A 24,567-nucleotide genomic window follows, 5' to 3' on the forward strand; every position below is an offset into this window, starting at 1 on the left:
ACGTTCTTCCATGAACGTAGATGACGTCGACAGTATCACCGTGCTCGGAGCGGGCAACATGGGCCACGGCATCGCGGAGGTCGCGGCCCTCGCCGGCTACGACGTCGTCCTGCGCGACATCGAAGACGAGTTCGTCCAGCAGGGCTACGACAAAATCGAGTGGTCGCTGAACAAACTCGCCGAGAAGGACCGACTGTCGCAGGACGACGCCGACGCCGCGCTCGCCCGCGTCTCGACCGCGGTGGACCTCGGCGAGGCCGTCACCGACGCCGACGTGGTCATCGAGGCCGTCCCCGAGAAGATGGCCATCAAAAAGGAGGTGTACGCCGAGTTGGAGGAGTACGCCCCCGACCACGCGGTGTTCGCCACCAACACCTCCAGTCTCTCCATCACCGAACTCTCCGAGGTCACGGAGCGCCCCGAGCGCTTCTGCGGGATGCACTTTTTCAACCCCCCGGTCCGCATGGACCTCGTCGAGGTCATCTCCGGCGCGCACACCGCCGACGAGACGCTCGACCTCGTCGAAGACCTCGCCGAGTCGATGGGCAAGACGCCCGTCCGCGTCCGCAAGGACAGCCCCGGCTTCATCGTGAACCGCATCCTCGTCCCGCTGATGAACGAGGCGGCGTGGATTGTCCACGCCGGCGACGCGACGATGGCCGAAGTCGACTCCACGACGAAGTACGACATGGGCCTCCCGATGGGGAGCTTCGAACTCGCCGACTACGTCGGCATCGACGTGGGCTACCACGTCCTCGAATACATGCACGAGGTGCTCGGCGACGCCTACGAACCGTGTCCGCTCCTCTCGGAGAAGGTCGAAGAAGGCGACCTCGGCCAGAAGACCGGTGCGGGCTTCTACGACTACGAGGACGGCGCGGGCGCTGAAATCGCCCACGACGAGGGGAGCGAAGCGGTCAAGAACCGACTCCTCGGCGTCATGGCGAACGAGGTCGCCGGTCTCGTCGGCAACGACGTGGCCGACCCGGCCGCCATCGACCGCGCGGTCAAACTCGGCGGGCGCTTCCCCGACGGCCCGGCGAAGATGGCCGACAGCGCCGGCATCGCCGCCCTCGTCGACGCCCTCGACGAACTCCACGACGAGACCGGCGAAGCGCGCTACGAAGCCGTCGAGTACCTCCGCGACCTCGCCCAGTCGGACGAGGGCTTCTACGGCGACGGCGGCGAGGACGAATCCGGCGACGCTCCCGCGTTCGACGCCATCGCCGTCGAGGTGCGCGACGGTGTCGGCCACATCACCCTCGACCGGCCGCACCGACTCAACACCATCAGCGTCGAACTGATGGACGAACTCTCGGAGGCAATCGACCTGTGTGCCGACGACGACGAGGTTCGAACCGTGCTCCTCACGGGAGCCGGCGACCGCGCGTTCTCCGCCGGTGCCGACGTGACCAGCATCGCCGCGGGCGGCGGCGACCCCGTCGAGGGCGTCGAAATCTCGCGGAAGGGCCAACAGACGTTCGGAAAGCTCGAGGAACTCGACAAGCCGGTCGTCGCCGGCATCGACGGCTTCTGTCTCGGCGGCGGGATGGAACTCGCAATGTGCGCCGACCTCCGCATCGCCACGGAGCGCTCCGAACTCGGCCAGCCCGAGCACGACCTCGGCCTCCTTCCCGGCTGGGGCGGCACGGTCCGCCTCCAGCGCATCGTCGGCACCGGCCGCGCGAAGGAGATTATCTTCAGCGCCGACCGCTACGACGCCGACACGATGGCCGACTACGGCTTCGTCAACGAGGTCGTCGAGAACGACGACGACTTCGAAGAACGGGCCTTCGAGTACGCGAAGCGGTTCGCACAGGGTCCGCCGGTCGCCCAGCGCTACACCAAGCGCGCCATGCACAACGGCTGGGAAGACACTGATTCGGGACTGGAAGTCGAAGCGCAGGCGTTCGGTCTGCTGTTCACCACCTCGGACTTGATGGAGGGCGTCGCCGCCTTCACGAGCGACCGCGACCCCGAGTTCACGGGCGAGTAACCGGCCGTCGTGGGTGGGTTCCTCTCACTCACCCACGATGGAACGCAACGCTTAAAATAGTCCAACGACCACTCGTGAATGCAGACGCTCGGTTGGTGTAGTCCGGCCAATCATCTTGGCCTTTCGAGCCGAGGACAGGGGTTCAAATCCCCTACCGAGCATCCCATTCTCCCGCCGTCTTGCGTTTTCGAGCCGTGAATCCGACCGTGATAGCCAATGTTTCAGGCCAAGCCGATTCACTCGACTCGACGAACCCGACGCAGTCTTGCGATTAGCCGTTTTGTCCCGCCAAGTAGATTCGCCGGGTTCACCCGGAACCGCAGGTACGGCCGCTGGGGGAGGCGTTCATGAGAGCCCCGCTGAACTCACAGTCGAACGGTGGGCTCGCTCCGGTGTTACAGGACGCGAAACACTGATTACCCATTTACCGTTCAACATCTCATGCCCTCGGACATGGAATTCAAGTTCAATGGCCCATCTGGACCGCTCGGGGTCGCACTCCTCCTTATCTTAGGACTGGGCGTTATGGGGTACGGGGGGTACAGTTACTTGGCCCAATCTTCGGCGTTGGACGCCACGGAGACGGTTGACGCGACTGTCGTTTCGACCGCAATCGAACAGGTCAACCAGCGACGAGGGACGGACGATTACAGACCGCAAGCGACTTTCAGATACACCTACGAAGGCGAACGCTATACGTCAACACATATGTATCCCGGAGGTGTTTCGCGCGAATTCGAGACGAAGGAAGACGCTCAATCGCAGTTAGGGGGTTACGAGCAAGGAGCGACCGTGACCGCCTACGTACCATCGAATTCCCCCGGTGACGCGTTCCTGATACATGAGAGCAGCACTAAGCCGCTCTACATAACCGGGTTTGGTGCTGCTCTCGTGCTTGGCACGCTCGTTTCGGTCCTTCGAAACTGAGGGTCTGGCAGATTATCCGGCTACCGCGTTTCTGTGTCAGAACGGGCGGGAAACACTATACGTATCCACAGTCCAACGATGACGCATGCACGGGTTCCTGAACGCTCTCCGTCGATGGGTCAACCCAACCCCCATCGGTCGGGAGAAACCGCGTCTGGAACGGTGCAGGAGCGTAGGGAATCGATGACAGACGGAACCTCCATGGCAATCCCGCTCGACGAATTTCGGGTGCCAGTCGTCGCCTACGCCGTGACGAACGGCGAGCCTCGTATCACTGCAACGAACGGGGCTTTCGAGTCGGTGTTCGAGAGTCCCTCGCCCGAAACGCCCGTAACGGCGATATTCGAGCGATTCAGTCTCGTCAACTCGACCGGTGACGAGAACCCGGTCACGCACCTCATTCGTGGCGACAGTGTCGGGATGTACCTCGACGGGGGCGGTTCGGGTGGGCCGTTCTTCGCTCGGATACTCTCTTCTGACGGTGACACCGGCTACGTTGTGTTTCGAGACGCGAACGAGTTCCCCGGTATCGCGGGCACCCCGGCCGTAGACCCCGTGAGCAGTGTGATCAGCCACGACCTCCGTAACCCGCTGGACGTCGCCAAGGCCCACCTCCGAGCAGCACGGGAGACAGGTGACACCGAGCACTTCGACGCAGTAGCCGACGCGCACGAGCGAATGGAACGTATCATCCGCGACGTACTGACTATCTCGCGGGACCGAACCGTGTTGGACCCGACCGGCAACGTCTCGATAGAAGCCGCCGCGAAGGATGCGTGGCAATCCGTCGATACCGAGTACGCCACGCTGGATGTGGCGGACACACTCCCGACTGCGACGGCCGACTCTGGACGCGTCCAACGACTGTTCGAGAATCTGTTCCGGAACGCCGTGGAACATGGTGCCACGGCCGACCAGACACTGTCCGATGACAGCGCGGGGAGCGACTCCACGAGCAGTCGGGCGGCGAACTCGGCGCGCGCGGTGACCGTCACAGTAGGCGCGTTGGAAAACGGCTTCTACGTCGCAGATGACGGGCCGGGCATTCCCGCGGGTGAGCGAGCGGTCGTCTTCGAACCGGGATACTCGACTCGGGAGGGGGGGACCGGCCTCGGTCTCGCAATTGTCGAGCGAATCGTCGTCGCACACGGATGGGAGCTGACCCTCACGACCGCAGCGAACGGCGGGACGCGCGTTGAGGTATGGTTCTAACACTGATGTCCGAGGCGGGGCTCGGAACCAATAGACCATTGTCGGACGAACGCAGTCACTAACTATGGATGACCGACTCCGGCACGCACCCGTCGGCGTCCTCGCCGTCTCGGCGGATGGGACCGTGAACGATATCAACGAGGTCGCGCGGTCGCGCATCGGTGCCGCGGGAGACGTAGTCGGTGCCCCACTCGCCGAGGTGTTCCCCCGGTCCGTCGAGGATTCGCTGCTGCTCGCATTCGAGGGGAGTTCCATTACGGAAACGTCCTTTGAGGAGTACTATCCCGAGTTGGAACGCTGGCTCGGCGTCTCCGTCGCGTCTACTGACGACGGGGTCGCCATCTACGTCGAAGATGTGACGGAGCGGAGACGCCACGAGCAGTCGGTCGAGAAACTGCGGATCGAGCACAAGCGGACGGCCGTCATCGAAACCGTGCTTTCGGAAATCCTCACAGAACTCGTCGGAGCAACGTCTCGCGCGGAAATCGCCGAGACCATCTGCCGCAGCCTCGGAGAGACGGATATTTACGAGTTCGCCTGGGTCGGTGAGCGCGAAATCGGGAGCGACAGTCTCGTCCTTCACGCCGCCGCTGGCGACACCGGCGAGACCGTTGCAGCCGTCCGCGACGCGCTCGACGACGAGACGACCACGACGCTGGAAGAGCGTGCGGTAGAGACCGGGCGTCTGCAAGCGGCGCAACCGCTCGTCGATGACTCTCAAGTCCCGGAGTCGGTCGGAACCGCCGGATTTGCGGACGGCGTCCAATCAGCGCTCGCGGTTCCGCTCGTGTACGGCTCGAACGTACACGGTGTGGTCGGCATCTACGCCAGCGGAACCGAGGCGTTCTCGGACCGAGCGTACACCAGTTTCGAGACGTTAGGTGATGTCGCCGGCTTCGCGGTCACCGCCGCTCGGAACCGGAATCTACTGCTCTCAGATAGCGTCGCGGAGCTCACCTTCGAAGTTGGTGACGGGTCGGTCGTATCTCGATTGAGTAAGGCTCTGGATTCGACGTTGCGACTGGAGGGAGTCGTACCGCACGGAGATGACGCACTACTTTGTTTCGTCTCGGTCGAGGGCTCGACTATGCAGGCGGTCGAGGGGGCTGCCGCTGACATCGCCGGTATCGACGATTTGAGAGCCATTCGCGAGTCTGAGTCGGGGGGGTCCGTGGAACTCACCGTCAGGGGGTCCACTCCGTTGCTCGCCATCTCGTCTCTCGGTGGGACTGTTCGCCGTGCGAACTTCGACAGTGGTACCGGCCGAATCGTCGTAGAGCTGCCACCAGACGGCGACGTGCGGCGTATCGCAGACGCGGTCAGCCGCGACTACAACATGGAGTTCGTCGCCAAAGAGGAACGAGAGCGCTCCGTGACCACCGCTCGTGAATTCAGAGACGCGTTGCACGACGCCTTGACGGAGCGACAACGAACCGCACTTCAGACCGCGTACTTCGCGGACTACTTCGAATCACCCCGTGGAAGCACAGCCGAAGAAGTCGCTGCCTCCCTCGATATCACCGGCTCGACGCTCCTCTACCACCTCCGAGCGGGACAACGGAAGCTCCTCGACGCGTATCTCAACGAGAGTTCGCGGTCCTCCGAGACGCGTTGAACGCCTCTGCTGTCATCCGTCTGAGCCGTGCGATATTGGTCCGTTCGTGCTTCAGCGATGGAAACACAGCCCGGAAAGATACAGTCGCAAGCGCACGTGGATGGGTATGGTCCGAGCAGCACTAAGCGTCGTCGCCGGCTTCACAGTCGTTACTCTCCTGTTTTGGTCCCCGCTTCTGGCCATTACACGGCTCCGTGAACTGTTCCGGTGGCCGACCAACCGGCTCGTCGTGAACTATCCGCTAATCGGGAGCGTGCTACTCGCGGCGCAGTCTCTCTCGTATCTCGTCGTGATGTTACTCACCGCGGGAACGGGGACGGTAACGGGGGGTGATGCCGTCGGCATCGTTGGTGGTGTTCTCGCTGTCAATCTCCTCTTCCCGAGTACCCTCGCGCTCGTCGTTCTCCGGGTCCTGCCAGAACGTTGCCATCGGACGCCCACCGGGGATGGGCAGAGTCCCCGACTGGCCCTCGGAATTGGCGTTGTCTGGTACGGAATCGTTACGTCTGTTGGGTTCGTCCTCATCGGACTCGTGGTTACGTTTGCGAACCTGCCGATGTGACGTCGTCTCTGTGGCGTCTGTTCAGTCTCTGGGGTCAGCACGCGGGTCCGTAGAGAGGGGCTCCGCGGGAACAGACGAGTGTCAGACGCCTTCGCGCTCGATTTCGTCGAACTGGTCGAGAATGCTGTCGTCCGGCAACAGCCGCCGCGTTCGTCGTTCGAGCCGTCGCGCCCGCGCTGCGGTCTCATCGTATCCCTCGTGTTCACGGCGTCGCTCCGGGCTCAGTTCCGCTTCGAGTACCGCGCGCTTGGCCTCGACGCGAAAGAATTCTCCGAGCGTCTCGTAGGCGAGAATCCGTTGCTGCTGGTCGATTACGGCGCGCACGTCCTCCCGGTCGACGGGCTTGCACAGGTAGTCGTCGAACGGCATATCCAGGACTTCCACTCCGGGGTCGACCGCGGTCACCATGACGACACGGCCAGAGAAGTCGCGTTCGTCGAGTTCGGTCAACACGTCGTCACCGGACAGTCCCGGCATATGACGATCTAAGAGGACGATGTCGACCGGTGAATCGCGGATAACCGAGAGCGCCTCCTCACCGCCGTATGCGGTTTCGACCTCGCAGTAGCCTCGCAAGCGCAACGCGTACGCGTCCGCTACTTCCCGCTCGTCGTCCACGATGAGCGCGCGAACGTCCGCCGCACCATCAGTTCCGGGCATCTGTCTCGCTATCTACCGTGGGCGTCGTGACTGAGCCCCCATAACTGATGGCCTTCTCTTCGCAGGCTCGTCTGGACTCCTAGAGTCGGCCGCGTGGAGCGGTCTGCACTCCTAGCACATCCCTCCAGTAGGTCACGGGCCATCCCCAATCGTATGACCGCCCACCCCGAAGCATCCAGGTCGAAGCAGCCGCTCGAACGCACCGAGACCGACGACCTCACGACGGCGGAGCTCTTCGACCTCTTCGGTGACAAGTACACCCGCCGCGTCTACGAAGCCGTCGCCGAGCAACCCCGGTGTGGCAGGGATGTCGCCGAAGCCGCCGACGTCTCACGGCCGACGGCGTACCGCCGCCTCAACGCCCTTCGCGACGCAGGGCTCGTGCGAACCGAGATGTCCATCTGTGAGGACGGACACCATCGAGAGCGGTTCGAGGCCGTCCCCACCTCGCTTTCGGTCTCCCTCGACGAGAACGGCATCGATGCGATGGTTAGTGTCTCGGGGTAGCTGAGAAGCCGATTTGCACCTGTTTCAGACGGAGAAACGCAGAAAAACCTCTTATCATCAACGGGCGACACGGCCTACCTGCCCGTCATCCCCCGGACGGGTGACTGGATGGCCTCCACCTCTCTCCCTCCCTGCTCGTCCCGCAACGCGTATCGGCCTCGCTTCGAAGACAGACTGCGAGTTCACTTCCGAACCGAATCTTGGAATCCGTCCGATTCGACCGCGCGTGAACCCGCAACGAGACTGCTCACCGGGCAGTTCGAGACGCGTCATCACCGAGTTCATAATACTGTACGATAGATTGACACGAGACTCCCAATCAATGGCGTTCCAATCGACACTAGGTGCGCTCGCTCTCAACGCCGCGGCGGTCGTTCTCCTTGGCCGGACCACATGGACGGCGTTCCAGTCTCGGGAGCAACCCAGTGCGGAACCGTTCATCTCGCTCCTCGCTGCGCTGACGCTGTGGGCCGTATTCGCCTTCGGGTCCGACCTCCCGGGCGCATCGTCCGTCGCTGTGCTTTCGACGCTGTTGTCGTTTGGCCAAATCGGGGCCGCACTGGTCATCCCGGGTATCTGGGTCGTGTACGCGCTCAGCTACACCGGTCGTGGAACCGGTCTGACGTGGAAGCGAGTCGCGCTGCTCGCCGGAATCGCACTCCCGGTTCTCTTGAGCGGGCTTACCATCGTGGTCGGGCCGTCGGAGACGGCCGTCGAATACATGATCGCCTCGCTAATCGGCACGGAAGTCCTGTACCTGTTCGCACTGTACCTGTACGCGACGTACCTCTTGGTTGACCTCGGTGGCAACCACGCCAGGGTGTCGAACACACACGTCGCAATCCTCACCGGCGGCGTTTCAGCGCCCTACCTGCCCAGCCTCGCGGGGAACAGTGCCACGCTCCCCGGCAGTACGACGGTTGGCCTGCTCGTGGCCGGCGTCCTCCTCGCGGTTGCCGTGCGACGGTATCCCGTCATGACCGGCTTCCCGAAAGCCGATTACGTCGCACGGACGCGTGTGGTAGAAACCTTACAGGAGGCGATTTTCGTCCTCGATTGGGACGACCACGTTCTCGACGTGAACGAGACGACCGCGGCGTTGTTCGACAGGTCGGCAGCGACGATAATCGGAGCGCCGATTCGTTCGGTCGTCGACGGGCTCGAACGGGCGGACCTCTCCGTGGGTGCCACCGGAACGGTCGCACTCCAGACCTCGAAGGGCCGCCGACAGTTCCAATACAGCGTCTCCGCGGTCACCGAATCCGCGACGGATGAGGAGGACAACCCGGTCGCCAGAACGGCCCTCTTCCGAGACGTGACAGACCGGCGAACCCGTGAACAGCGGCTCACAGTCCTCAACCGAATCCTCCGTCACAACGTGCGAAACGACTTGGATGTCGTCCTCGCCTACGCCGACCACGTCGATGACGAAGAGATACGAACCGGTATCCGAGACAGTACGACGGACCTGCTCGAACTGAGTGAGAAAGTCAGAGAGGCCGAGGAACTCATGTCAGCAAGTACCGAACCACCGGAATCGGTCGCTCTTACGGGCGTTGCGAAATCGGTGGCCGACCAGTTCCGAACCGGTGACAATCCGGCCGAAATAACGCTTGACTCCCCCGACGATGTCTCGGTCACCGCTCACCGAACGGTACTTCAGCAGGTGCTCACTGAGCTAGTCGAAAACGCAATCATTCACTCGGACAAGGACTCGCCGGCCGTCGAACTCCGGGTTCGAGAGCGTTCGGACGCATCGGCTGAACTCGTCGTGGCGGACGACGGGCCGGGACTTCCCGAACGGGAACAGGAGATTCTCGCTGCTGGGACCGAGACGCAACTCAAACACGGTCAGGGAATCGGGCTCTGGTTCGTCAACTGGGCCGTCACCCAGATGGGGGGCGAGCTTCGGTTCCAGCCGAACACTCCGGACGGAAGTATCGTTACGATTCGCCTCTACGACGGGGTCACGTAGCGTGTCACGCACTGACGACCGTGGTCCCCGCCAGCCTGTCACCGAGGCGCTGCTGCCGGTCCGACACCGCAATCCCGACGACGCCGACGAGGTACAAACCGGGGAACCAATCGACGAGCCGTAACACGTTCCGTATCGAGGCGGTGCCGAGCGTAAGGCCGGCCCCACCGGTACTCGTCACGCGGATGTTCACGAGCGCCTTCCCGATCGTCTTCCCGAACTGCCACTCCATGACGGTGTGATAGCCGAGCGCCAAAACGAGCCACAGTCCCAGCGCCATCGACGCAGAGCCCCCTTCTAAATCCGTGTTCAGCCCTCGTGCGCTTGTCTCGACCTGTCCGGTGAACACTCCTGCGACCAAAATCGAAACGAATAGCAGCGCAATCCACACGAACGAATCGATTCCAATCGCGACGCCTCGGATTCCGATACCACAGTGCTCCTCAGGGTTTGAATCGGCCATGCCTACACGGTGCTTCGCTTGGAAAGCGTAAACAACCGAGAGCAGTGTTTCTCCGTCGGAAATGCCGCCGGGAGACGACCACGTTCCAGACGCGTTCGACTGATGCCCGGACTGGCTCGCGTCAACGACGGTGCTCTCCGGCGCGGGAGGTGCGCCCACGTCGGTGGAATCGCCCACTGAGCGCTGCTGTCGAACCCGACCACCGAGAGCTGTCCGTGTCCCTCGGCCCCGTGACTGCGTGGGGCAAGCGGAGTTGGGCGAGTGAACGACCGCCATCTCCACATCCAATTAGCTTACACGTTTTTAACGATAGCAATTAAAATACACACGATAGCATGGAACACGGGGATACAGGGGTTCGGTGATGGTCGAAGAGTTAACCTCGCAGGTCGACCCCGTCATCGTCCGCCTGTTCGTCGCGGCGGCGTTAGGGATGTTCCTCGGCTTGGAGCGCGAGCGGTCGAAAAAGAGCGCCGGCGTTCGAACGTTCACCCTGACGAGCCTCCTCGGCGGCATCGCCGTCGCAGTCGGGAGCGACATCCTTCTGGCGGTCGGGGGCCTGTTGGTGGTCGTCCAGGCGGTGTTGCTCGGGAGTCGCGGGCTGTTCGACCGCGGGCCGAACGGGCGGGGCGACGGAGCCGACTCGCAGGACGACGCCGAAACCGAAGGCGGCGACGAGTCCGATGCCCGCCGCGACGACGACAGCACCGCTGACAGCGCCGCTCGATTAGACGACCTCGGCGTGAGCCTCTCGCTCACCACGTCCACGTCGCTTCTGGTCGCCTACGCGGTCGGCGCGGCGGTCGTAAGCGGCTTCGTCATCGAGGGGGTCGTCGTCGCGCTCACCTCGTCGCTCCTGTTGGTTCTGCGGCGAGAACTCCACGGATTCGCGCGGCGACTGACGACCGACGAGGTCCGAAGCGCCGTCGAGTTCGCCATCATCGCGTTCGTCGTCTACCCGTTGCTCCCCGAAGGGCAGGTCGGTCCGTGGGACGCCGTCAGCCCCCGAACCGTCTGGCTGCTCGTCGTCGCGGTGAGCGCAATCGGCTTCGTCAACTACGTCATCATCCGCCGGTACGGCGAGCGCGGCATCGCCATCACGGGGTTTTTCGGCGGGCTGGTGAACTCCACGGCCGTCATCGGTGAGATAGCCGGGCGGACCAGTCGAAACCCGTCGATTCGGCCGCTCGCGGCCGCCGCGATTCTGATGGCCGACGCGGCGATGGCGCTGCGGAACCTCTCGCTTGTCGCCGTGTTCGTCCCGGAACTCGCGGTCGAGGTGGGGGTTCCACTCGGTCTCGTCGCGCTCGCCGGAGTGGGCTACGCGCTGCACTCCCGCGAGTGGAACGTCGACCTCGACGTGGCGTTCGAGTCGCCGTTCAGCCTCGAAAGCGCCCTCCGATTCGGCGTCTTCTTCCTCCTCGTGTTGCTCGCCTCCGCGGCGGCACAGGAGTACTTCGGCGCGACCGGGTTCGTCGTGACGAGCTTCCTCGGCGGACTCGTGTCGAGCGGCTCGGTCGTTACGACCGCCGTCACGCTCTACGACGGCGGCACTATCGGCGGGACGACCGCGGTCGTCGGCGTCCTCGCCGGCACCGCCGCGAGCATCGCGGTCAAGGTCGCGCTCGCGGCGAGCGTCGACCGGGAGCTTCTCGGGCCGGTGGCCCGGCGAAGCGCGCTCCTCGTGGTCGCCGGCGTCGTCGGCGTCGTCATCGTCACTACCGTCGGCTTTCAGCCGTGAGCGGGACTGGCGGCCCCAACGCGAGCAGCCAGCGACCGCCGCGGGCGTGCGACCGGAGCGACGACGGCTCGCCGGGCGAGCCGATGGCTTGAGGTACGCCGAGGGCTATCGTCGCGCCACGACCAACGAGCGATGATACGCAACTCGACTCGACGAGACCGTGGCGAACCGCCCGAGGAGCGACAGCAGTCGGCTCCGAAGCCGAACGGACCGAGCGGAGCGAGGCGCGCGCCTCGTCGCGGGAGCGCCTGACCGTGTCGGACGCGACGCGCGCCACGCTCGCCGCGGGAACGCTCGTCGCGCTCGCCGCGACGAGCGGGAGCCTCTACTTCAGCCTCGGCCTCGGACTGACGCCCTGCGACCTCTGTTGGTACCAGCGCATCCTGATGTACCCGCTCGTCGTGGTGCTCGGGGTCGCCGCGGTCGAGGACCGACCCGACGTCTGGAAGACGGTGCTCCCCCTCTCGCTCGGCGGCCTCGCGCTTTCGGGCTACCATTCGTACCTGCAAGTCGCGCCCGGAGCGACCTGTACCGTCGGCGGCCCGTGTACGTCCATCCAGTATTCGATGCTCGGCGGCCTCCTGACGATTCCCCGACTCGCGTTCATCGGGTTCGCGCTCGTGACGGTTCTCGCGGTCGCCGTGGCCCGTGTCGGCGGCGAGACCGACGACGCGTGGGGCATCTAATCGGAGAAATCGACCATCGGTTCGGGGTAGTCCACGCCCAACTCGACGCCGTAGGACGCCTGTTCGGCCCCGCTGAGTTGCCACGGTTCGTGAGCGTATTCGGCGGGTAACGCGTCGAGTTGGGGGAGCCACGTCTTCACGTACTCGGCGTCCTCGTCGTAGCGCGTCGCCTGCCAGCGCACGTCGAACGAGCGGTCCCGCGAGTCGTTGCCGACGCCCGCGATGTAGGCCCAGTTGCCGTAGTTCGACGCGGGGTCGTAATCGACGAGTCGCGTCTCGAAGTAGGCCGCGCCGCGTCGCCAGTCCAGTCGGAGGTCGTTCGCGAGGAACGACGCGGCGTTCTGTCGCCCGCGGTTCGACATGTAGCCCGTCGCGTTCAGTTCTCGCATGTTCGCGTCGACGAAAGGGATACCAGTTTTCCCCGCCGCCCAGCGCTCGAACTGCGCGTCGTCGCGTCGCCAGTCGATATCGGTCCGCTCGCGGATGCCCGCGCGGCGGAAGCAGTCGCTCCCGTGTTTGGCGAACTGGAACTGGAAGAAGTCGCGCCAACGGAGTTCGAAGACGAGCCAGTACGTCGAGTCGTTTTCGACTCGGCGGGCCTCGTAGCGGTCCACCTCGGCCTTGACGTACCGCGGCGAGAGACAGCCCTCGTTCAGCCACGGCGAGAACTTCGAGGAGTAGTCGGCTCCGAGCAGCCCGTTCCGCGTCTCCTTGTACTCGCGGAGGTGGTCGCCCGCCCAGACGTACGACTCAACGCGGTCGAGCGCGGCCGTCTCGCCGCCGTCGAAGGGGAGGACGCCGCGGTCGTCGGGAGCGCGGCCGGCGTTCGCGTCCGCGGTTCCGACGAGGTCCGAGACCGCGGGGAGGTCGCCCGCGTCGGGCGCGTCGTCGGGAAGCGGCGGGACGGTCGGTTCGGGAAGCGGGTCGCGGCCGCCGGGGTCGCCGTCGCTCGCGTGCTCGTCGCCGGCTGCTGCATCGCCCGTCCCGGCGTCTTCGGCGGCCGATTCGACCGCCTTCCGAAACGTCGTGTACGTGTCCGGGAGGTCGGAAAGCGCCATCGGGAGGTCGTCGAGGTGGGTGAGCGTGTGCCCCCAGAAGCGCCGGAGTTCGACGCCGCCGTCTCGAAGTTCCGTTTCGACCGCCGATTCGACGCGCGACTCCTCGGGTGTCGGGCGCGTGTGGACCGTCACGAAGTCGGCGTCGACGGCGGCGGCCACCTCGGGGAGGACGGACTCGGGGCGACCCTCGCGGACGACGAGGTCGCTCCCCCGGTCGCGGAGCGACGCCCGCAGGTCAGTCAGCGATTCGAGGCGGAAGCGGGCGCGGTGCGCGCCGGTCTTCTCGAAGTCGAAGGAGTCGGGGCCGCCGAACGGTCGGTCGCCGTACTCGCGCGGGTCCACGCAGTAGACGGGAACCACGCGGTCGGCGTCGCAGGCGGCCGCGAACGCCGCGTTGTCGTGCAGGCGGAGGTCGCGGCGGAACCACGCGAGCGAAGTTGACTCGGACATCGTCGGCGGCGCTTAGGATGGGGGTGACTTGAGTCGAACGGCGGATTCGGGGCTGATGGAATCGGGGCGGGTGGAATAGGACGGACCGCGACCGTGTCTCCGAGCTACGTTCGGCTTCGCGTCCGCAATCCGAGCTCCGCGCCGGCGACGACGGCGACGGCGGTGAGCGCGAGGCCGGCGACGAGCCGCGGGTCCACGCGGTCGATGACGGGGACGCCCATCCAGCCGGCGACGAGGAGCGCGAGTCCAGCCAGACAGGTCGCGAGCGACAGGAGCGCGAAGGGAGCTTGCGTCGGCTCCGCGTCGTCCAGGAAGTAGTCGAGTTCCGCCGCGCTCGACCCCAGCGAGACGGTCTTCGCCCGCGAGTCGTACGCGACGATGCGGAGCGAGTCGAGTTTAGGGAGGTGGGTCTGGTGAAGCGAGATGTAGACGCTCTGGCGAACGTTCTTCGGGGGCGGCGACTCGCCGGACTCTATCTCGGCGATGTGCTCCGCGAGGTCACCGACCGACTCCGGCCCGTCACCGTCGCGCAGCCGTTCGAGCGCGAGCCGTCGCCGCTCGTTTCTGAGCACGTCGTGGATGTCGGCCTCGTCGAGCGAGTCGTCCGCCTGCTCTTCGTCTCCGGGCGGAGTCGACGAGTCAGCGTCGTCCATCGCTCCGCTCAGAGCCAGTCATCGGGCTTCGTGTCGTAGTCGACCTCGCCGGCGGCGATGCGGGCTTCCAGTTCGGGGTCGAGGTCGTGTTCCTCGAACGACTCGCCGTCGTACCGAATCCGGATGGCTCGCTCTTCGGGCGTCGGCTCGCGCCCCCGTCGCCGGGCGACTTCGACCTCGTGTTCGTCGAACTCCTTCGTGATGGTCATCAGATTCACCGGCCGGCCCCAGAGGTGGTAGACGCGCTCCAAGACGCCCTTCGCCTGCTTCATGTCGAGGATGACGCCGTTGTACTGGTGGCCCAACAGGAGCTCCCCGCGGTTGTCGAAGTTGCCGTCGTACACCGCGATGGTCGGTTTCCCGAAGTTGGTGAACTGGAACAGGAGCTTCTTTTTCACGTCGCGGTACTCCGACGACGAGACGCGGAACTGCTGGGACGACTGAGAGTACTCGTAGGCGAAGTAGTGGTTCGCGCGGACGAACTCCTCGGAGAGGAACGCGTCGAGGAACGTCACGTCGTTGTGGCTCTCGCGAATCTCGCGCATCCGGTCCCAGCCGGCGGTCTTGTCCACGTCGGCGATGGCCTCCGCGACGCTGTCGTACACCTCGTCGTCGAACATGTACCGCGAGAGCTGTTCGAGTTCGGAGCGACGAATCCGGCTGAGGAACCCGCGGTTCTGCGACTTGACGAGCGAGTAGTGTCGCTCCGCGAGCCCCTCGTAGGTGAGGAGCTTCCACGGGTACGCATCGAGGTCGAGCGAGTCGTCGCCCGACAGCGCCCTGTCGAGCGTCTCGTGGTCGACTCTCGGGTCGTCGGGGCCGAGTTCGGACAGTTCGTCGAGCGAGTCGGCGCTGACGCCGTCGATAGCTGGGTCCGCCCGGAGGTGTTCCTGCACCTCGTCGAAGTCGACCGTCTCGTGGAAGTTGCGCCACGTGACGCCCGTCACGCGCAGGAGTTTGTCTGCGACCTCCGCGCGGTTCGTCGAGTTCTCGATGTACTCCCACAGCTCCTTGCCGAGCTTGTAGGGGTTGAGTCCGGGTGAGCCGAGGACGCGCGACTGGTGGTCGGCGTAGGTGATGAACTCGTCCGTGCCCGCGAAGCGCTCGTCGCCCATCATGAGCGACTCCCAGTAGGCCGCCCAGCCCTCGTTCATCACCTTCGTCATCTTCTGGGCGGCGAAGTAGTACGCCTCCTCGCGGAGCATGTCGAGGACGTCCTTCTGCCACGGCTCCATCTCCTCGGCCTTGCCCGTCTCCTCGTCGTACCGCATGCCGTGTTCGCGGACGTACGCGAGCACGTCCTTCCGGGGGTCGGTGAGCTTCGCGGCCTCGCGTTCGGCCTCCTCGACCTGTTCGAGCCACGCGTCGTCGAACACCTCGCGGCGCACGTCGTCGGAGATGTCGAGGCTGTCCAACTGGGCGCGGATGTCCTCGGGGATGCGGCCGTCCTCGTCGGCGGCGGCCTCGCGGATGGTCCGGTGCTGGTCGATGGTGTCTTCCAGACAGAGCACGGCGTCGATGAACTTCTCCACGTCGTCCCGGCTGATGTCGGGGTTCTGGACGTACCGCTCGATGGTCTGGGCGTGGCGTTCGAGCATCGCGGCCGCGGCGAACTGCCCCTCGTCGGAGAACAGCCCGAACCACTGGTTGTTCTTGAAGAAGTCCGAGTGCGCCTCGACGTGGGTGATGACGGCCTTCTGGTCGGCCAGCGAGTTCGACTCCTGGAGGAAGGCGTTCGCGGGGTCGTCGTTGTTGACGATTTCGAACGCCTTGCCCATGCCGAACTGGTCGGTCTTCCGCTGGCGGTCGTAGGTCATCCCCCACCGCCAGTGCGGATACCGCTCTTGGAAGCCGCCGTAGGCGATGAGCTGGTTCATCTCGTCGTAGTTGACCACCCAGTAGTTCACCGGGTAGGGGTCGAGTCCGAGCTTCTTGGCGAGCGCGCCGGCCTCCCGGACGGGCTCGTCGAGTCTGGCGGCCTCGCGCTGTGCGTCTCTGCGGTGTCGTCTGAAACTCATTCTGCTGTCGCCTCCGTGCTGAGGATGGTGTAGATGGCGTCGATGACGTCGTCGGGCTCCGAGACGTACGCGACCACGACGTTACCCTGCTCTCCGAGGCTCCGTTCGACCTCCTCGGCGTGGGTTGCGTTGATTGCGGTCCCGCCGGGCTGGGTCTCCACGTAGGCGTGGAGGTTCGCGTCTATCTCCTGCATGAGCGGGACGACCCGCTCTTTCGTGTCGTTCGAGGAGTTCTCGGAGTCGCCCGCGGCGAAGACGTAGCGGTTCCACTCGCGCCACGGGTAGCGCTCGTCTAAGACCTCCTTGGCCAGCTCGTAGGCCGACGAGATTCGCGTCCCGCCGCCCGAGCGGATGCCGAAGAACTCGTCGCGTTCGACCTCCCACGCCTCGGCGTCGTGGGCGATGTAGACGAACTCGGCGTGGTCGTACTTGCCCGTGAGATACCAGTCCAGCGGCGTGAACGTGCGCTCGACGAGTTCGCGCTTCGTCTCCCGCATCGACCCCGACACGTCGCGGATGTTGACGACCACGACGTTCGACTGCTTCTTCTCGATGACTTCGGGGTGGCGGTAGCGCTCGTCCTCGCGGCGGAACGGAATCTCGCGGAGCCCTTCCCGGCGGATGCGCTGGATGGCCGTCGTCCGCTCGACGTTCTCCTCCATCTCCGCGAAGGAGGCCCACGCCCCGCGTTCGTCGTCCGGGATGCGGCTCCACTCGTCTTCTATCCACGCCATCGAGACGAGGATGTTGTTCTCGCGGCACCATTCGAACACTTCGCGGGCGGTGGTGCCCTCGACCTTCATCGCCTCGCGGACGAACTCCTCGTCGAAGTCCATCGCCAGCTTGCGCTTCAGGCCCTCCTTGAACAGGCGCTCGAAGTCGAGGGTGCTGTGGGGGCCGCTCCGGGTGATGTCGGTGAAGTCGCCTTCGACCTCCTCTACGACCTCCTTGCCCTTCGGTTCGAGTTCGAGGCCGAGTTCCTCGTCTAACGCCTCCGCGAACTGCTCGGGGTCCATCTCGTAGTACTCGTGTTCGGCCCCCTCCTCGCCGGGGTCGCCGTCTTCGCCCTCGCCGTCGCCGGGCTCGGGCTGGCCGAGCGGCTGGCCCACGTCGGGCGTGCCGCCTTTCCCCTGTCCGACGCCGCCCATGTCGAGGCGGTCGTACTTGAACTCCGGCAGGTCCACGACCTTGATGGGTATCTTGATGTCTTTCGACCCGGACGCGCCGAGGTCGCCGTAGGAGATGAACTCCTTGAGGTCTTCGCGGCGCTCTTCGCCCACTTCGCGGAATCGTTCGAGGTCGTCTCTCAGTCCCATGTGTGGCTCACCTCCTTCATCACGGCACGGCTGGTCAGTTCGGCCGACGCGGCGGTGTAACCGCGGTCGACCAGTTCGTCGATGGTGCGGGCTTTCACCCGCGCCGTCTCGGTGTTCGCCGGCGGGTCGTCCCACTGGCGGGGGTCGAGGTCGGCAAACAGCCGGCGCACGTCCTCCCAGTCGTGGGTTTCGAGCACCGTCCGGATGACCGGAATCTCGGTGAGGTCCACGTCGGAGACGGTAAAGCCCTCGTCGCGGTTCTCCCACGCGTAGCGGTTGAGCGCGGTGATGACCTTCTCGTTTCGGAACTCCTCGACCGACTCGGAGGGCTCGTTGCCCTCGTAGTCGTCCGGCGAGAAGCGCCCGAGGTGCTCGGTCTCGAACAGTTTCATCAGAAGCGGGTCGGGGTCGACCGGCCCGCGTTCGGTCTCTATCTGTCCGTCGGACGCCCACGCGTAGACGTGTTCGACGTACTCCTCGACCGTCTCGCGCTCGACCCCTTTGTCCGCGAGGAGCGCGTCGAGCACGTCGGCCTCCTGCTGGTCGAAGATGTACGATTTGACGGCCGCGATGCGGCCCTCGTACTCCGAGGACTCCGCCCGCGAGAACACGGGCGCGTCCGAGAGTTCTGCGACCATCTCGTCGAGCACGTCGGTCGGCATCACCACCGACGACACGTCGAGGTCGGGGTGTCTGCGGTCGATGCGGTCGTGGAGCAAGTCAGCGATGACATCGCGGGTGAACGTCACGGGAATCCCGTGGGTTCCCTCGGCGTCGCCGACGAACTCGAACGCGGACACCTCGCGGCGCTGGTCACCGACTTGCAGGTAGCCGCGGTCGAACAACAGCGCCTTGTCCACGAGGTCGAATTCGAGGTCCGGGTCGCGCGGCACGTCGTCGTCGTCGAGGCGGGTTACGACGCTGTATAGCGCGGCGGCCTCGACGGTGTGGGGCGCGAGTTCGCGGGTACGGACCTCGCCCGGTCCCTCGCGGACGTCCAGTGCGACGGCCTCGGCGACGCGGTCGGCCATCGCCTCGGGGTCGTCGGTCCAGACGCTCGTCTCGTTGGTCAGTTCGCGGCGGATGAGTTCGGCCTCCAGCGAGAGGTTCGTCAGGTAGCGGAACTCGTGTTTGTTGAGCCGGCGCTTGAGCGCCTTCAGCGGGTCGCGGCCGTTCCTGTCGGCGTACTTGTCGAGTTCGGCGTCGAGGTCCGGGTTCGAGATGATGACGAGCTGGGTGTCGATGTCCATCCCGATACCCTTGTCCAGTTTGACGTGCCCCTCGTCGGGGACGTTCAGGAGCTTCTGGAGCAGGTCGGCGTGCTGGGTGGCGTCCTCGACGATGGTGAGGAGGCCGTTGCCCTGCGAGAGCACGCCGTCGTAGCTGAACGCCTGCGGGTTCTTCCGCCCGCGAGAGTTCAGCTCGCGGAGCATGCTCGGCATCCACGACCCCACCAGTCGCTCCTTGGGCGAGCCGTCGTCCTCCGAGTGGAGGACGCCGACGCCGCGGCCGACGTCGACGACGTAGTTCTTCACCCGGAGGTGTTTCGGGTCGGTGACGGCGCTGAAGAGGTCGGTTTTCCCCGCCCGGCGGAACTCCTCTTCGAGGTAGGTGTACGCCTCCAGACAGAACGGGTCGAGGTCCTCGTCCACGTCGACGGGGATGTGGTCGCCGTTCCTGCTGTTGAGGTCGGACAGCAGTCGCTTGCGCACGTCGGCGGGGAACACCGAAAGCGGGTGCGACTGGACCGGGCTCTCGTACCAGTCCTCGTCGGCGGCGTCGACCTCGCCGCCGTAGGACAGCCCGCGGGTGTCGTCGGCGTTGGCGACGTTCCACTCGACGGTGTAGCGCCGCCCCGCGTCGGTCTTCGAGTACTCCCGGAGGCCGTTGATGAGACAGCGTTTCAACTCGGATTTACCCGTGGCCGTCGGGCCGTCGAACCAGACGATTTTCTCGGCCTTGCCGCGGTCGGCGGCGATGGTCCGCAGGTCGTCGACGAAGGCGTTCAGCACCTCCGTGTTGCCGAGGACCGCGTGCTCGCCGTCGTTGGCGGGGTCGTCGAAAAAGCGGTAGCGCTGTTTCTCCTCGCCCTGTTCGACCACCTGTCTGGTCCCCATCGACTCGATGGCTTCCAGGAGGTACTTCGACGCGTGGGAGGCGATAGACGGCGACTCGAACGCGGCGTCGACGTACTCGCCGAGGCTCATCGGCTCCTCGTAGGTGCCGCGGAGCGCCTCGTCCGCCTCGCGGATGTAGTCTCGCATGGTCACCCTTCGAGTTCGGTCTTCGCCACCTCCGCACCGGCGAACTCGAGCACCTCCCGTGCGCCGTCGCGCGAGTAGCCCTGGTCGACGAGCGCGTCGATCCACGCGTTGCGCTCGTCGTCGTCCAGCTCGTTCGCGCTCACGAGCGCCGAGAAGTTGATGTTGTGTTTCTTGTCCTCCCAGAGCTTGCGTTCGAGGGCGCGGCGGAGGCGGTCGTTGTCCTGCGGATTGAACGACGTGCCCTCGCGGGCGCGCCGGGAGACCCAGTTGGAGACCTCCTGTCGGAAGTCGTCCTTGCGGTCCTCGGGGATGTTGAGCTTCTCTTCGACCGCGCGGAGGAACTTCTCGTCGGGGTCCTGGTCGCGACCCGTCAGTTCGTCTTCGACCGTCGCGTCGTCGATGTAGGCCATGACGTGGTCCATGTACTTCTCGCCCTGCCGGCGAATCTCGTCGATGTCGTAGGCGAGCGCGTGACGCACGTCCTCGATGGCGCGCTCTTTGTACTCCTCGCGGACCATTTCGAGGTAGCGGTGGTAGCGTTCGAGGTTCTCCTCGGGAATCGACCCGTGGTTCTCGAGGTTCTCTTCGAGGTGGGTGAAGGATGACAGCGGCGAGAGGTAGCCCCGGCCGCGGTGGGTCGCGTCCATGATAGCTTCGGCGATTTCGTCGCCGATGAACCGGGCGGAGACGCCGTCCATGCCCTCTGCGATGTCGGCTTTCTTCTCGCCCTCCTCGCGGAGTTTGCGCACGTCAACGTCGTCGCCGTCGTCCAATTCGCCGTTGTAGGCCTTCGCCTTCTGGACGAGCGAGATGGTGTCGGAGTCGGGTTCGACGATGCGCGTCAGGACGCCGAACAGCCCGGACATCTCCAGCGTGTGCGGCTCGACGTGGATGTCGGGCACGTCGGCGTTCCGGAGCATCTTCCGGTAGATTTCGGCCTCCTGTTCGTACTCGAGGACGTACGGGAAGTCGATGCGCTTGGTCCGGTCGTTGAACGCCTCCATCTTCTCGTCGCCCTTCTTCTCTCGGTACTCCGGCATGTTCGTCCGCCCGACGATGACTTGGTCGATGTCGATTCGGGGGTTGTTCTTCGGCTTGATGGTCTGTTCCTGCGAGGCGTGCAGGAAGTCGTAGAGGAACTCTCGCTGGAGCTTCAGCAGTTCCTCGCCGGAGAAGATGCCGCGGTTCGCGTTACAGAACGCGCCGGCGTAGTCGAACGCCCGCGGGTCGGACTCGCCGTACACCGCGAGCTTCGAGTAGTTGACGTCGCCGGTGAGTTCCGTCTCGTCTTGGTTCTTCTTGTCCTTCGGCTCGAACGTCTCGATGCACTGGCGTTTGTTCTCGGAGGCGACGAGCCGGACGATTTCGATGTGGTTCTCGACGACCTCCTCTAAGTCGTCGTCGTAGTGGGCCAGCAGTCGGTCCATGTAGAACTCCGAGGCGGGGTCTAACGCCTGGTCGTTCCGGATGGTGTAGGGCGCGTCGAGGTTCTCGTTCAACTGCTCTATGACCACGTCGCGCTGTTCCTGCGGGAGCAACACGAGCGGGTCCTGATTCATCGGTGACTTGACCACGTCGTCGGACGGGTCCTGGTCGCGGATGACGTCGCCGAGGTTCGTCCATCGGAAGGTGTACATCCGCCCCTCGTCGGACATGGTGTAGTCCTCGAAGTAGCGGCGGGCAATCCAGTCGAAGTGCGACTTCCCGGAGCCGACGGGGCCCAACAGGAGTTTGATGCGTTTTTCGGGGCCGAGGCCGCGGGCCCCCGATTTCACCTTGTTGACGAACTCGTGTATCGACTCGTGCACTTCGCGGCCGTAGAAGACGTTCTCCCCGTCGTGAAGGGGGTCTTCGGAGGCCATGAGGTACTCCACGACGCCCGCGTCCTCGTCGTAACGGGTGCCGTAGAAGTCGAACATGTCCGCCACGCGCTGGTGGGCGTTGCGAGCGATCTTTGGGTGGGCGTAGACCTCTTCCAAGTACCACTCGAAGCTCTTGGCCTCGCGGAGGTCCGCGGGCACGGAGTCTTTGTAGTGCTTGCTCAGGTCTGCGAGTGTTTCAATTTCGCCGGTCATTGTTCGTGGAGCCTCGTCGGACCAGCCGTCCGGAGACGACCGAGGGCGACGCGCCCGCGTTCGCGGGTCGCAGACGACACACCCAGAGCCACGGACCCGCGGCGACAGACCGCGGGCGGTGAATCGAAGTGCGTCGCCGCCGCTACGCGCTCACGACGGGTCGGCGACGGGCAACAGAATCGGCGATTTGCAGGCGATGCGCGACGGCTCGCTCGGCCCGGGGACCGAGACTAATAGTGTTTGAGAGACGTTAGCATATAACGCTTTCTCCGAAGTGGTCAACTGATTGTCTCGAATCCAGGGATTTCCAGATGCGTACCGGTCTCTCCCAACCGAATCCGACCCGGAGTGTAGCGATTTAATCAGCGATTCAGTCCGTTGGCGGTCCCGTTAATCGGGTCGGCTGGGATTCATGTCGTCGCCGCCCGGTCACGTTCGAGAGGTGAACCACGGTCGTCGAACCGGCGTCGCGGCGACCGGCTCGACCGACTCGTCGAGCCCGAGCGGCGGTGGCGACGGAAGCGGGAAGGCTTAGGACGCGCGGCGGACTAGCACGCCCATGACCGACCTGCCCGACGGGTGGACGCTCTGGAACGACGAACCCGAGGGGCGGCGCATCCTCGCGTTTCGCCCGGACGTGTTCAACGAGAGCGCCTTTCCCGCCGAGTGTATGCCGACCGTGTTCGTGTGGAACGGGTCGCGGGCGAACCGCCCGGGCGCGACGCAGATACGAACCGAGACGTGGCACGCGGTGCTCTATCTCGAACCCGAAATCGAGGCCGTCGTCGAGGAGTTCGACTCCCGCGAGGCGGCCGTCGACGGCGCGACCGATATCGCCGGGCGCTTTGCCGACGGCGAGATAGACTACCGGAGCGCCTACCAGGTCCCCCGCGAGGACTACTTCGAGAAACTCGACGAACTGACCGGGCGGGAGCCTTAACCGCCTCGCAGGAGAATCCCCGCTATGACCTCCGTCACTCTCGTCGGTGCCCGCCTGACCGACCCCGGCACCGAGTTCGTCTACCACGGTGAATCGAGCGCCTGCGAGGGCTGTCCGTATCGCCGCCAGTGTCTCAACCTCACCGAGGGCGTCCGCTACCGCGTCCTCGACGTGCGCGAGAACACGCAGGTCCTCGACTGCGCCGTCCACGACGAGGGCGTCCGCGCCGTCGAGGTCGAACCGGCCCCGGTCACGGCGAACGTCCCCTCGAAGGGCGCGTACGCCGGGAGCAAGGCCAGCCTGCAAGGTCCCTGCCCGCACACCGAGTGCCCGAGCCACGAGTACTGCGTCCCCGAGGGGGCGGAGTTCGACCAGGAGTACCGCATCCACGACGTGCTGGGCGACCCCCCGCACGACCACTGCCACCTCGACCGGAACCTGACGCTCGTCGAATTCGAACCCGCCGACGAGTAGGCGTTCGTTGCGGTTCGCGCCACCGACGCGGTCGCTGATTCGCGGGGAGGACGACGAACAGACGGGGAAAACGAGAGAACCGACCGACTACGGGAGCGTGCCGACTTTCTCGCCGGCGTAGCCGAAGATGTCCGCGTAGCCGTACGCCGAAAGGAGAATGGGGTAGAAGTCGCGGTCGGCGACGAACTGCTCGGCGTCGGCGCGGGCGAACGTCTCGCCGGCGACGACGGGTTCGAAGTTGGTCGCGTGGACCTCGTACTGGTCGGCCGGCGGCTTGGGGAGTCGTTCGAGCAGGCGGAACACGTCGAGGCTGTGTTCCTCGGGGATGCCGAGTTTCAGCCGGTCGTCTTCGGTCTGCGACTCGGTTTCGTCGGGTGCGCCGCCGTCGCTGCCCCCGTCGCTCGCAATCGCGGGCGCGGGGAGGACGTTGGTCGCGGTGAGGAACGCCCGGATGAGCCAGTAGGCGTTGTCGGCGGCCTCGTCGGACTTCTGGAGGCCGGCTTCGACCTCGATGGTGTGGGCGTGTTCGATGAGGCGGCCCTCCGCGAAGTGGTTCGTCTCGACGGCCACGTCGACCGGGAGGCGTGGAAGAATCGACCGGGAGATGGCGTCGACGGCGTCCACGATGGCGAACGGTTCGGCGTACGACTGGGTGGAGTGAATCGAGAAGGCCGTGGTGCCGCGGACCTCGCGGCCGAGGTCGTGGGCGAGGCGTCGTTCGTGGCTCTCGGCGTTGGGGTCGCCGGGGAACGCCCGGTTGAGGTCATCGTCGAGGTAGCGCTCGTCGGCCGCCAGCGCCTCTTCGTTGGCGACGATGAGCTTCACCGGCCGTTCGACGTCGGGGTCCTCCGCGACGAATCGCTCGATGGCACGAGCACCACAGGGCTCGTCGCCGTGGATGGACCCGACGACGGACACTTCCGGCGTGCCGTCACCGAGTTCGTAGATTCGCATTGCCGGTTCCTAGCACTGGAC

General features: G+C 65.1%; 20 protein-coding genes and 1 tRNA gene. 12 read left to right on the forward strand and 9 right to left on the reverse strand.

Annotated features, from left to right (window positions below; translation table 11 throughout):
* The first annotated feature begins 10 nt into the window (after positions 1 to 10).
* The 6 genes from E4P24_RS14255 to E4P24_RS14280 all read left to right on the forward strand — a co-directional run bounded on the left by E4P24_RS14255 (position 11) and on the right by E4P24_RS14280 (position 6,312).
* Positions 11 to 1,996 carry a 3-hydroxyacyl-CoA dehydrogenase/enoyl-CoA hydratase family protein gene (locus E4P24_RS14255; protein ID WP_188148614.1) on the forward strand — a complete coding sequence of 662 codons (1,986 nt, stop codon included), beginning with the start codon at positions 11 to 13 and terminating at the stop codon, positions 1,994 to 1,996.
* A gap of 86 nt (positions 1,997 to 2,082) precedes the next feature.
* Positions 2,083 to 2,157: transfer RNA gene (locus E4P24_RS14260), tRNA-Glu, on the forward strand.
* Positions 2,158 to 2,449: 292 nt separating this feature from the next.
* Positions 2,450 to 2,923: a DUF3592 domain-containing protein gene (locus E4P24_RS14265; protein ID WP_223173937.1), complete on the forward strand. Its 474-nt coding sequence runs from the start codon at positions 2,450 to 2,452 to the stop codon at positions 2,921 to 2,923.
* 201 nt (positions 2,924 to 3,124) lie between these two features.
* Complete coding sequence (locus E4P24_RS14270) at positions 3,125 to 4,135, forward strand: HAMP domain-containing sensor histidine kinase (protein ID WP_115803311.1); 1,011 nt, start codon at positions 3,125 to 3,127, stop codon at positions 4,133 to 4,135.
* A gap of 64 nt (positions 4,136 to 4,199) precedes the next feature.
* Positions 4,200 to 5,750, forward strand: a complete 1,551-nt coding sequence (locus tag E4P24_RS14275; protein WP_115861706.1) for a bacterio-opsin activator domain-containing protein — start codon at positions 4,200 to 4,202, stop codon at positions 5,748 to 5,750.
* 100 nt (positions 5,751 to 5,850) lie between these two features.
* Complete coding sequence (locus E4P24_RS14280; protein WP_008605297.1) at positions 5,851 to 6,312, forward strand: hypothetical protein; 462 nt, start codon at positions 5,851 to 5,853, stop codon at positions 6,310 to 6,312.
* Positions 6,313 to 6,393: 81 nt separating this feature from the next.
* Here E4P24_RS14280 and E4P24_RS14285 read toward each other — a convergent pair whose 3' ends face one another.
* Complete coding sequence (locus E4P24_RS14285; RefSeq protein ID WP_004044656.1) at positions 6,394 to 6,972, reverse strand: response regulator transcription factor; 579 nt, start codon at positions 6,970 to 6,972, stop codon at positions 6,394 to 6,396.
* Between the two features lie 153 nt (positions 6,973 to 7,125).
* On the opposite strand from E4P24_RS14285, the gene E4P24_RS14290 reads away from it, so the two are divergent.
* Together E4P24_RS14290 and E4P24_RS14295 are read left to right on the forward strand one after the other, a co-directional pair.
* Entirely contained in the window at positions 7,126 to 7,479 is a 354-nt protein-coding gene (locus E4P24_RS14290) for a winged helix-turn-helix domain-containing protein (protein ID WP_004044657.1), read from the forward strand.
* A gap of 322 nt (positions 7,480 to 7,801) precedes the next feature.
* Entirely contained in the window at positions 7,802 to 9,454 is a 1,653-nt protein-coding gene (locus E4P24_RS14295; protein WP_004061289.1) for an ATP-binding protein, read from the forward strand.
* 4 nt (positions 9,455 to 9,458) lie between these two features.
* Here E4P24_RS14295 and E4P24_RS14300 read toward each other — a convergent pair whose 3' ends face one another.
* Complete coding sequence (locus E4P24_RS14300) at positions 9,459 to 10,094, reverse strand: RDD family protein (RefSeq protein WP_115861704.1); 636 nt, start codon at positions 10,092 to 10,094, stop codon at positions 9,459 to 9,461.
* Positions 10,095 to 10,281: 187 nt separating this feature from the next.
* Here E4P24_RS14300 and E4P24_RS14305 point away from each other — a divergent pair, with 187 nt between their 5' ends.
* On the forward strand, positions 10,282 to 11,658 hold the full coding sequence (locus E4P24_RS14305) for an MgtC/SapB family protein (protein ID WP_115802774.1): 1,377 nt from the start codon (positions 10,282 to 10,284) through the stop codon (positions 11,656 to 11,658).
* 254 nt (positions 11,659 to 11,912) lie between these two features.
* Positions 11,913 to 12,344 (forward strand): disulfide bond formation protein B, encoded by a 432-nt coding sequence (locus E4P24_RS14310; protein WP_004061283.1) that lies wholly within the window; start codon positions 11,913 to 11,915, stop codon positions 12,342 to 12,344.
* On the opposite strand, the gene E4P24_RS14315 is transcribed toward E4P24_RS14310, so the two are convergent.
* The 6 genes from E4P24_RS14315 to E4P24_RS14340 form a co-directional block, all read right to left on the reverse strand.
* Positions 12,341 to 13,852, reverse strand: a complete 1,512-nt coding sequence (locus tag E4P24_RS14315) for a DASH family cryptochrome (protein WP_188148615.1) — start codon at positions 13,850 to 13,852, stop codon at positions 12,341 to 12,343. The genes E4P24_RS14310 and E4P24_RS14315 overlap by 4 nt on opposite strands.
* A 104-nt stretch (positions 13,853 to 13,956) precedes the next feature.
* Positions 13,957 to 14,505 (reverse strand): hypothetical protein, encoded by a 549-nt coding sequence (locus E4P24_RS14320; protein WP_008605649.1) that lies wholly within the window; start codon positions 14,503 to 14,505, stop codon positions 13,957 to 13,959.
* An 8-nt stretch (positions 14,506 to 14,513) separates the two neighbouring features.
* Positions 14,514 to 16,523, reverse strand: coding sequence for a SpoVR family protein (locus E4P24_RS14325; protein WP_188148616.1), 2,010 nt, complete (start codon positions 16,521 to 16,523; stop codon positions 14,514 to 14,516).
* Positions 16,520 to 17,839, reverse strand: a complete 1,320-nt coding sequence (locus tag E4P24_RS14330) for a YeaH/YhbH family protein (protein ID WP_004044665.1) — start codon at positions 17,837 to 17,839, stop codon at positions 16,520 to 16,522. Before E4P24_RS14330 ends, E4P24_RS14325 begins: the two co-directional genes overlap by 4 nt.
* The gene (locus E4P24_RS14335; RefSeq protein WP_049896334.1) at positions 17,830 to 20,103 is read right to left on the reverse strand and encodes a PrkA family serine protein kinase; all 2,274 of its coding nucleotides are present in this window, start codon (positions 20,101 to 20,103) and stop codon (positions 17,830 to 17,832) included. Before E4P24_RS14335 ends, E4P24_RS14330 begins: the two co-directional genes overlap by 10 nt.
* A 2-nt stretch (positions 20,104 to 20,105) precedes the next feature.
* Positions 20,106 to 22,178, reverse strand: a complete 2,073-nt coding sequence (locus E4P24_RS14340) for a PrkA family serine protein kinase (RefSeq protein ID WP_006601555.1) — start codon at positions 22,176 to 22,178, stop codon at positions 20,106 to 20,108.
* Positions 22,179 to 22,737: 559 nt separating this feature from the next.
* Here E4P24_RS14340 and E4P24_RS14345 point away from each other — a divergent pair.
* Together E4P24_RS14345 and E4P24_RS14350 are read left to right on the forward strand one after the other, a co-directional pair.
* Positions 22,738 to 23,118 carry a DUF5820 family protein gene (locus E4P24_RS14345; protein ID WP_004061268.1) on the forward strand — a complete coding sequence of 127 codons (381 nt, stop codon included), beginning with the start codon at positions 22,738 to 22,740 and terminating at the stop codon, positions 23,116 to 23,118.
* A 24-nt stretch (positions 23,119 to 23,142) separates the two neighbouring features.
* Positions 23,143 to 23,592 (forward strand): UPF0179 family protein, encoded by a 450-nt coding sequence (locus E4P24_RS14350; RefSeq protein ID WP_004061267.1) that lies wholly within the window; start codon positions 23,143 to 23,145, stop codon positions 23,590 to 23,592.
* A gap of 87 nt (positions 23,593 to 23,679) precedes the next feature.
* On the opposite strand, the gene E4P24_RS14355 is transcribed toward E4P24_RS14350, so the two are convergent.
* Positions 23,680 to 24,546 (reverse strand): succinylglutamate desuccinylase/aspartoacylase family protein, encoded by an 867-nt coding sequence (locus E4P24_RS14355; protein ID WP_115861702.1) that lies wholly within the window; start codon positions 24,544 to 24,546, stop codon positions 23,680 to 23,682.
* Positions 24,547 to 24,567: the final 21 nt, after the last annotated feature.

It is taken from the genome of Haloferax sp. AS1 (assembly GCF_014530665.1).
Lineage (GTDB): Archaea > Halobacteriota > Halobacteria > Halobacteriales > Haloferacaceae > Haloferax > Haloferax volcanii.

Coding starts and splice junctions, on each gene's coding strand:
- E4P24_RS14285 (WP_004044656.1), bottom strand. CDS start 6,972: ATGCCCGGAACTGATGGTGCGGCGGACGTTCGCGCGCTCATCGTGGAC.
- E4P24_RS14305 (WP_115802774.1), top strand. CDS start 10,282: ATGGTCGAAGAGTTAACCTCGCAGGTCGACCCCGTCATCGTCCGCCTG.
- E4P24_RS14265 (WP_223173937.1), top strand. CDS start 2,450: ATGGAATTCAAGTTCAATGGCCCATCTGGACCGCTCGGGGTCGCACTC.
- E4P24_RS14350 (WP_004061267.1), top strand. CDS start 23,143: ATGACCTCCGTCACTCTCGTCGGTGCCCGCCTGACCGACCCCGGCACC.
- E4P24_RS14295 (WP_004061289.1), top strand. CDS start 7,802: ATGGCGTTCCAATCGACACTAGGTGCGCTCGCTCTCAACGCCGCGGCG.
- E4P24_RS14355 (WP_115861702.1), bottom strand. CDS start 24,546: ATGCGAATCTACGAACTCGGTGACGGCACGCCGGAAGTGTCCGTCGTC.
- E4P24_RS14340 (WP_006601555.1), bottom strand. CDS start 22,178: ATGACCGGCGAAATTGAAACACTCGCAGACCTGAGCAAGCACTACAAA.
- E4P24_RS14330 (WP_004044665.1), bottom strand. CDS start 17,839: ATGGGACTGAGAGACGACCTCGAACGATTCCGCGAAGTGGGCGAAGAG.
- E4P24_RS14345 (WP_004061268.1), top strand. CDS start 22,738: ATGACCGACCTGCCCGACGGGTGGACGCTCTGGAACGACGAACCCGAG.
- E4P24_RS14325 (WP_188148616.1), bottom strand. CDS start 16,523: ATGAGTTTCAGACGACACCGCAGAGACGCACAGCGCGAGGCCGCCAGA.
- E4P24_RS14275 (WP_115861706.1), top strand. CDS start 4,200: ATGGATGACCGACTCCGGCACGCACCCGTCGGCGTCCTCGCCGTCTCG.
- E4P24_RS14335 (WP_049896334.1), bottom strand. CDS start 20,103: ATGCGAGACTACATCCGCGAGGCGGACGAGGCGCTCCGCGGCACCTAC.
- E4P24_RS14255 (WP_188148614.1), top strand. CDS start 11: ATGAACGTAGATGACGTCGACAGTATCACCGTGCTCGGAGCGGGCAAC.
- E4P24_RS14270 (WP_115803311.1), top strand. CDS start 3,125: ATGGCAATCCCGCTCGACGAATTTCGGGTGCCAGTCGTCGCCTACGCC.
- E4P24_RS14290 (WP_004044657.1), top strand. CDS start 7,126: ATGACCGCCCACCCCGAAGCATCCAGGTCGAAGCAGCCGCTCGAACGC.
- E4P24_RS14280 (WP_008605297.1), top strand. CDS start 5,851: ATGGGTATGGTCCGAGCAGCACTAAGCGTCGTCGCCGGCTTCACAGTC.
- E4P24_RS14320 (WP_008605649.1), bottom strand. CDS start 14,505: ATGGACGACGCTGACTCGTCGACTCCGCCCGGAGACGAAGAGCAGGCG.
- E4P24_RS14315 (WP_188148615.1), bottom strand. CDS start 13,852: ATGTCCGAGTCAACTTCGCTCGCGTGGTTCCGCCGCGACCTCCGCCTG.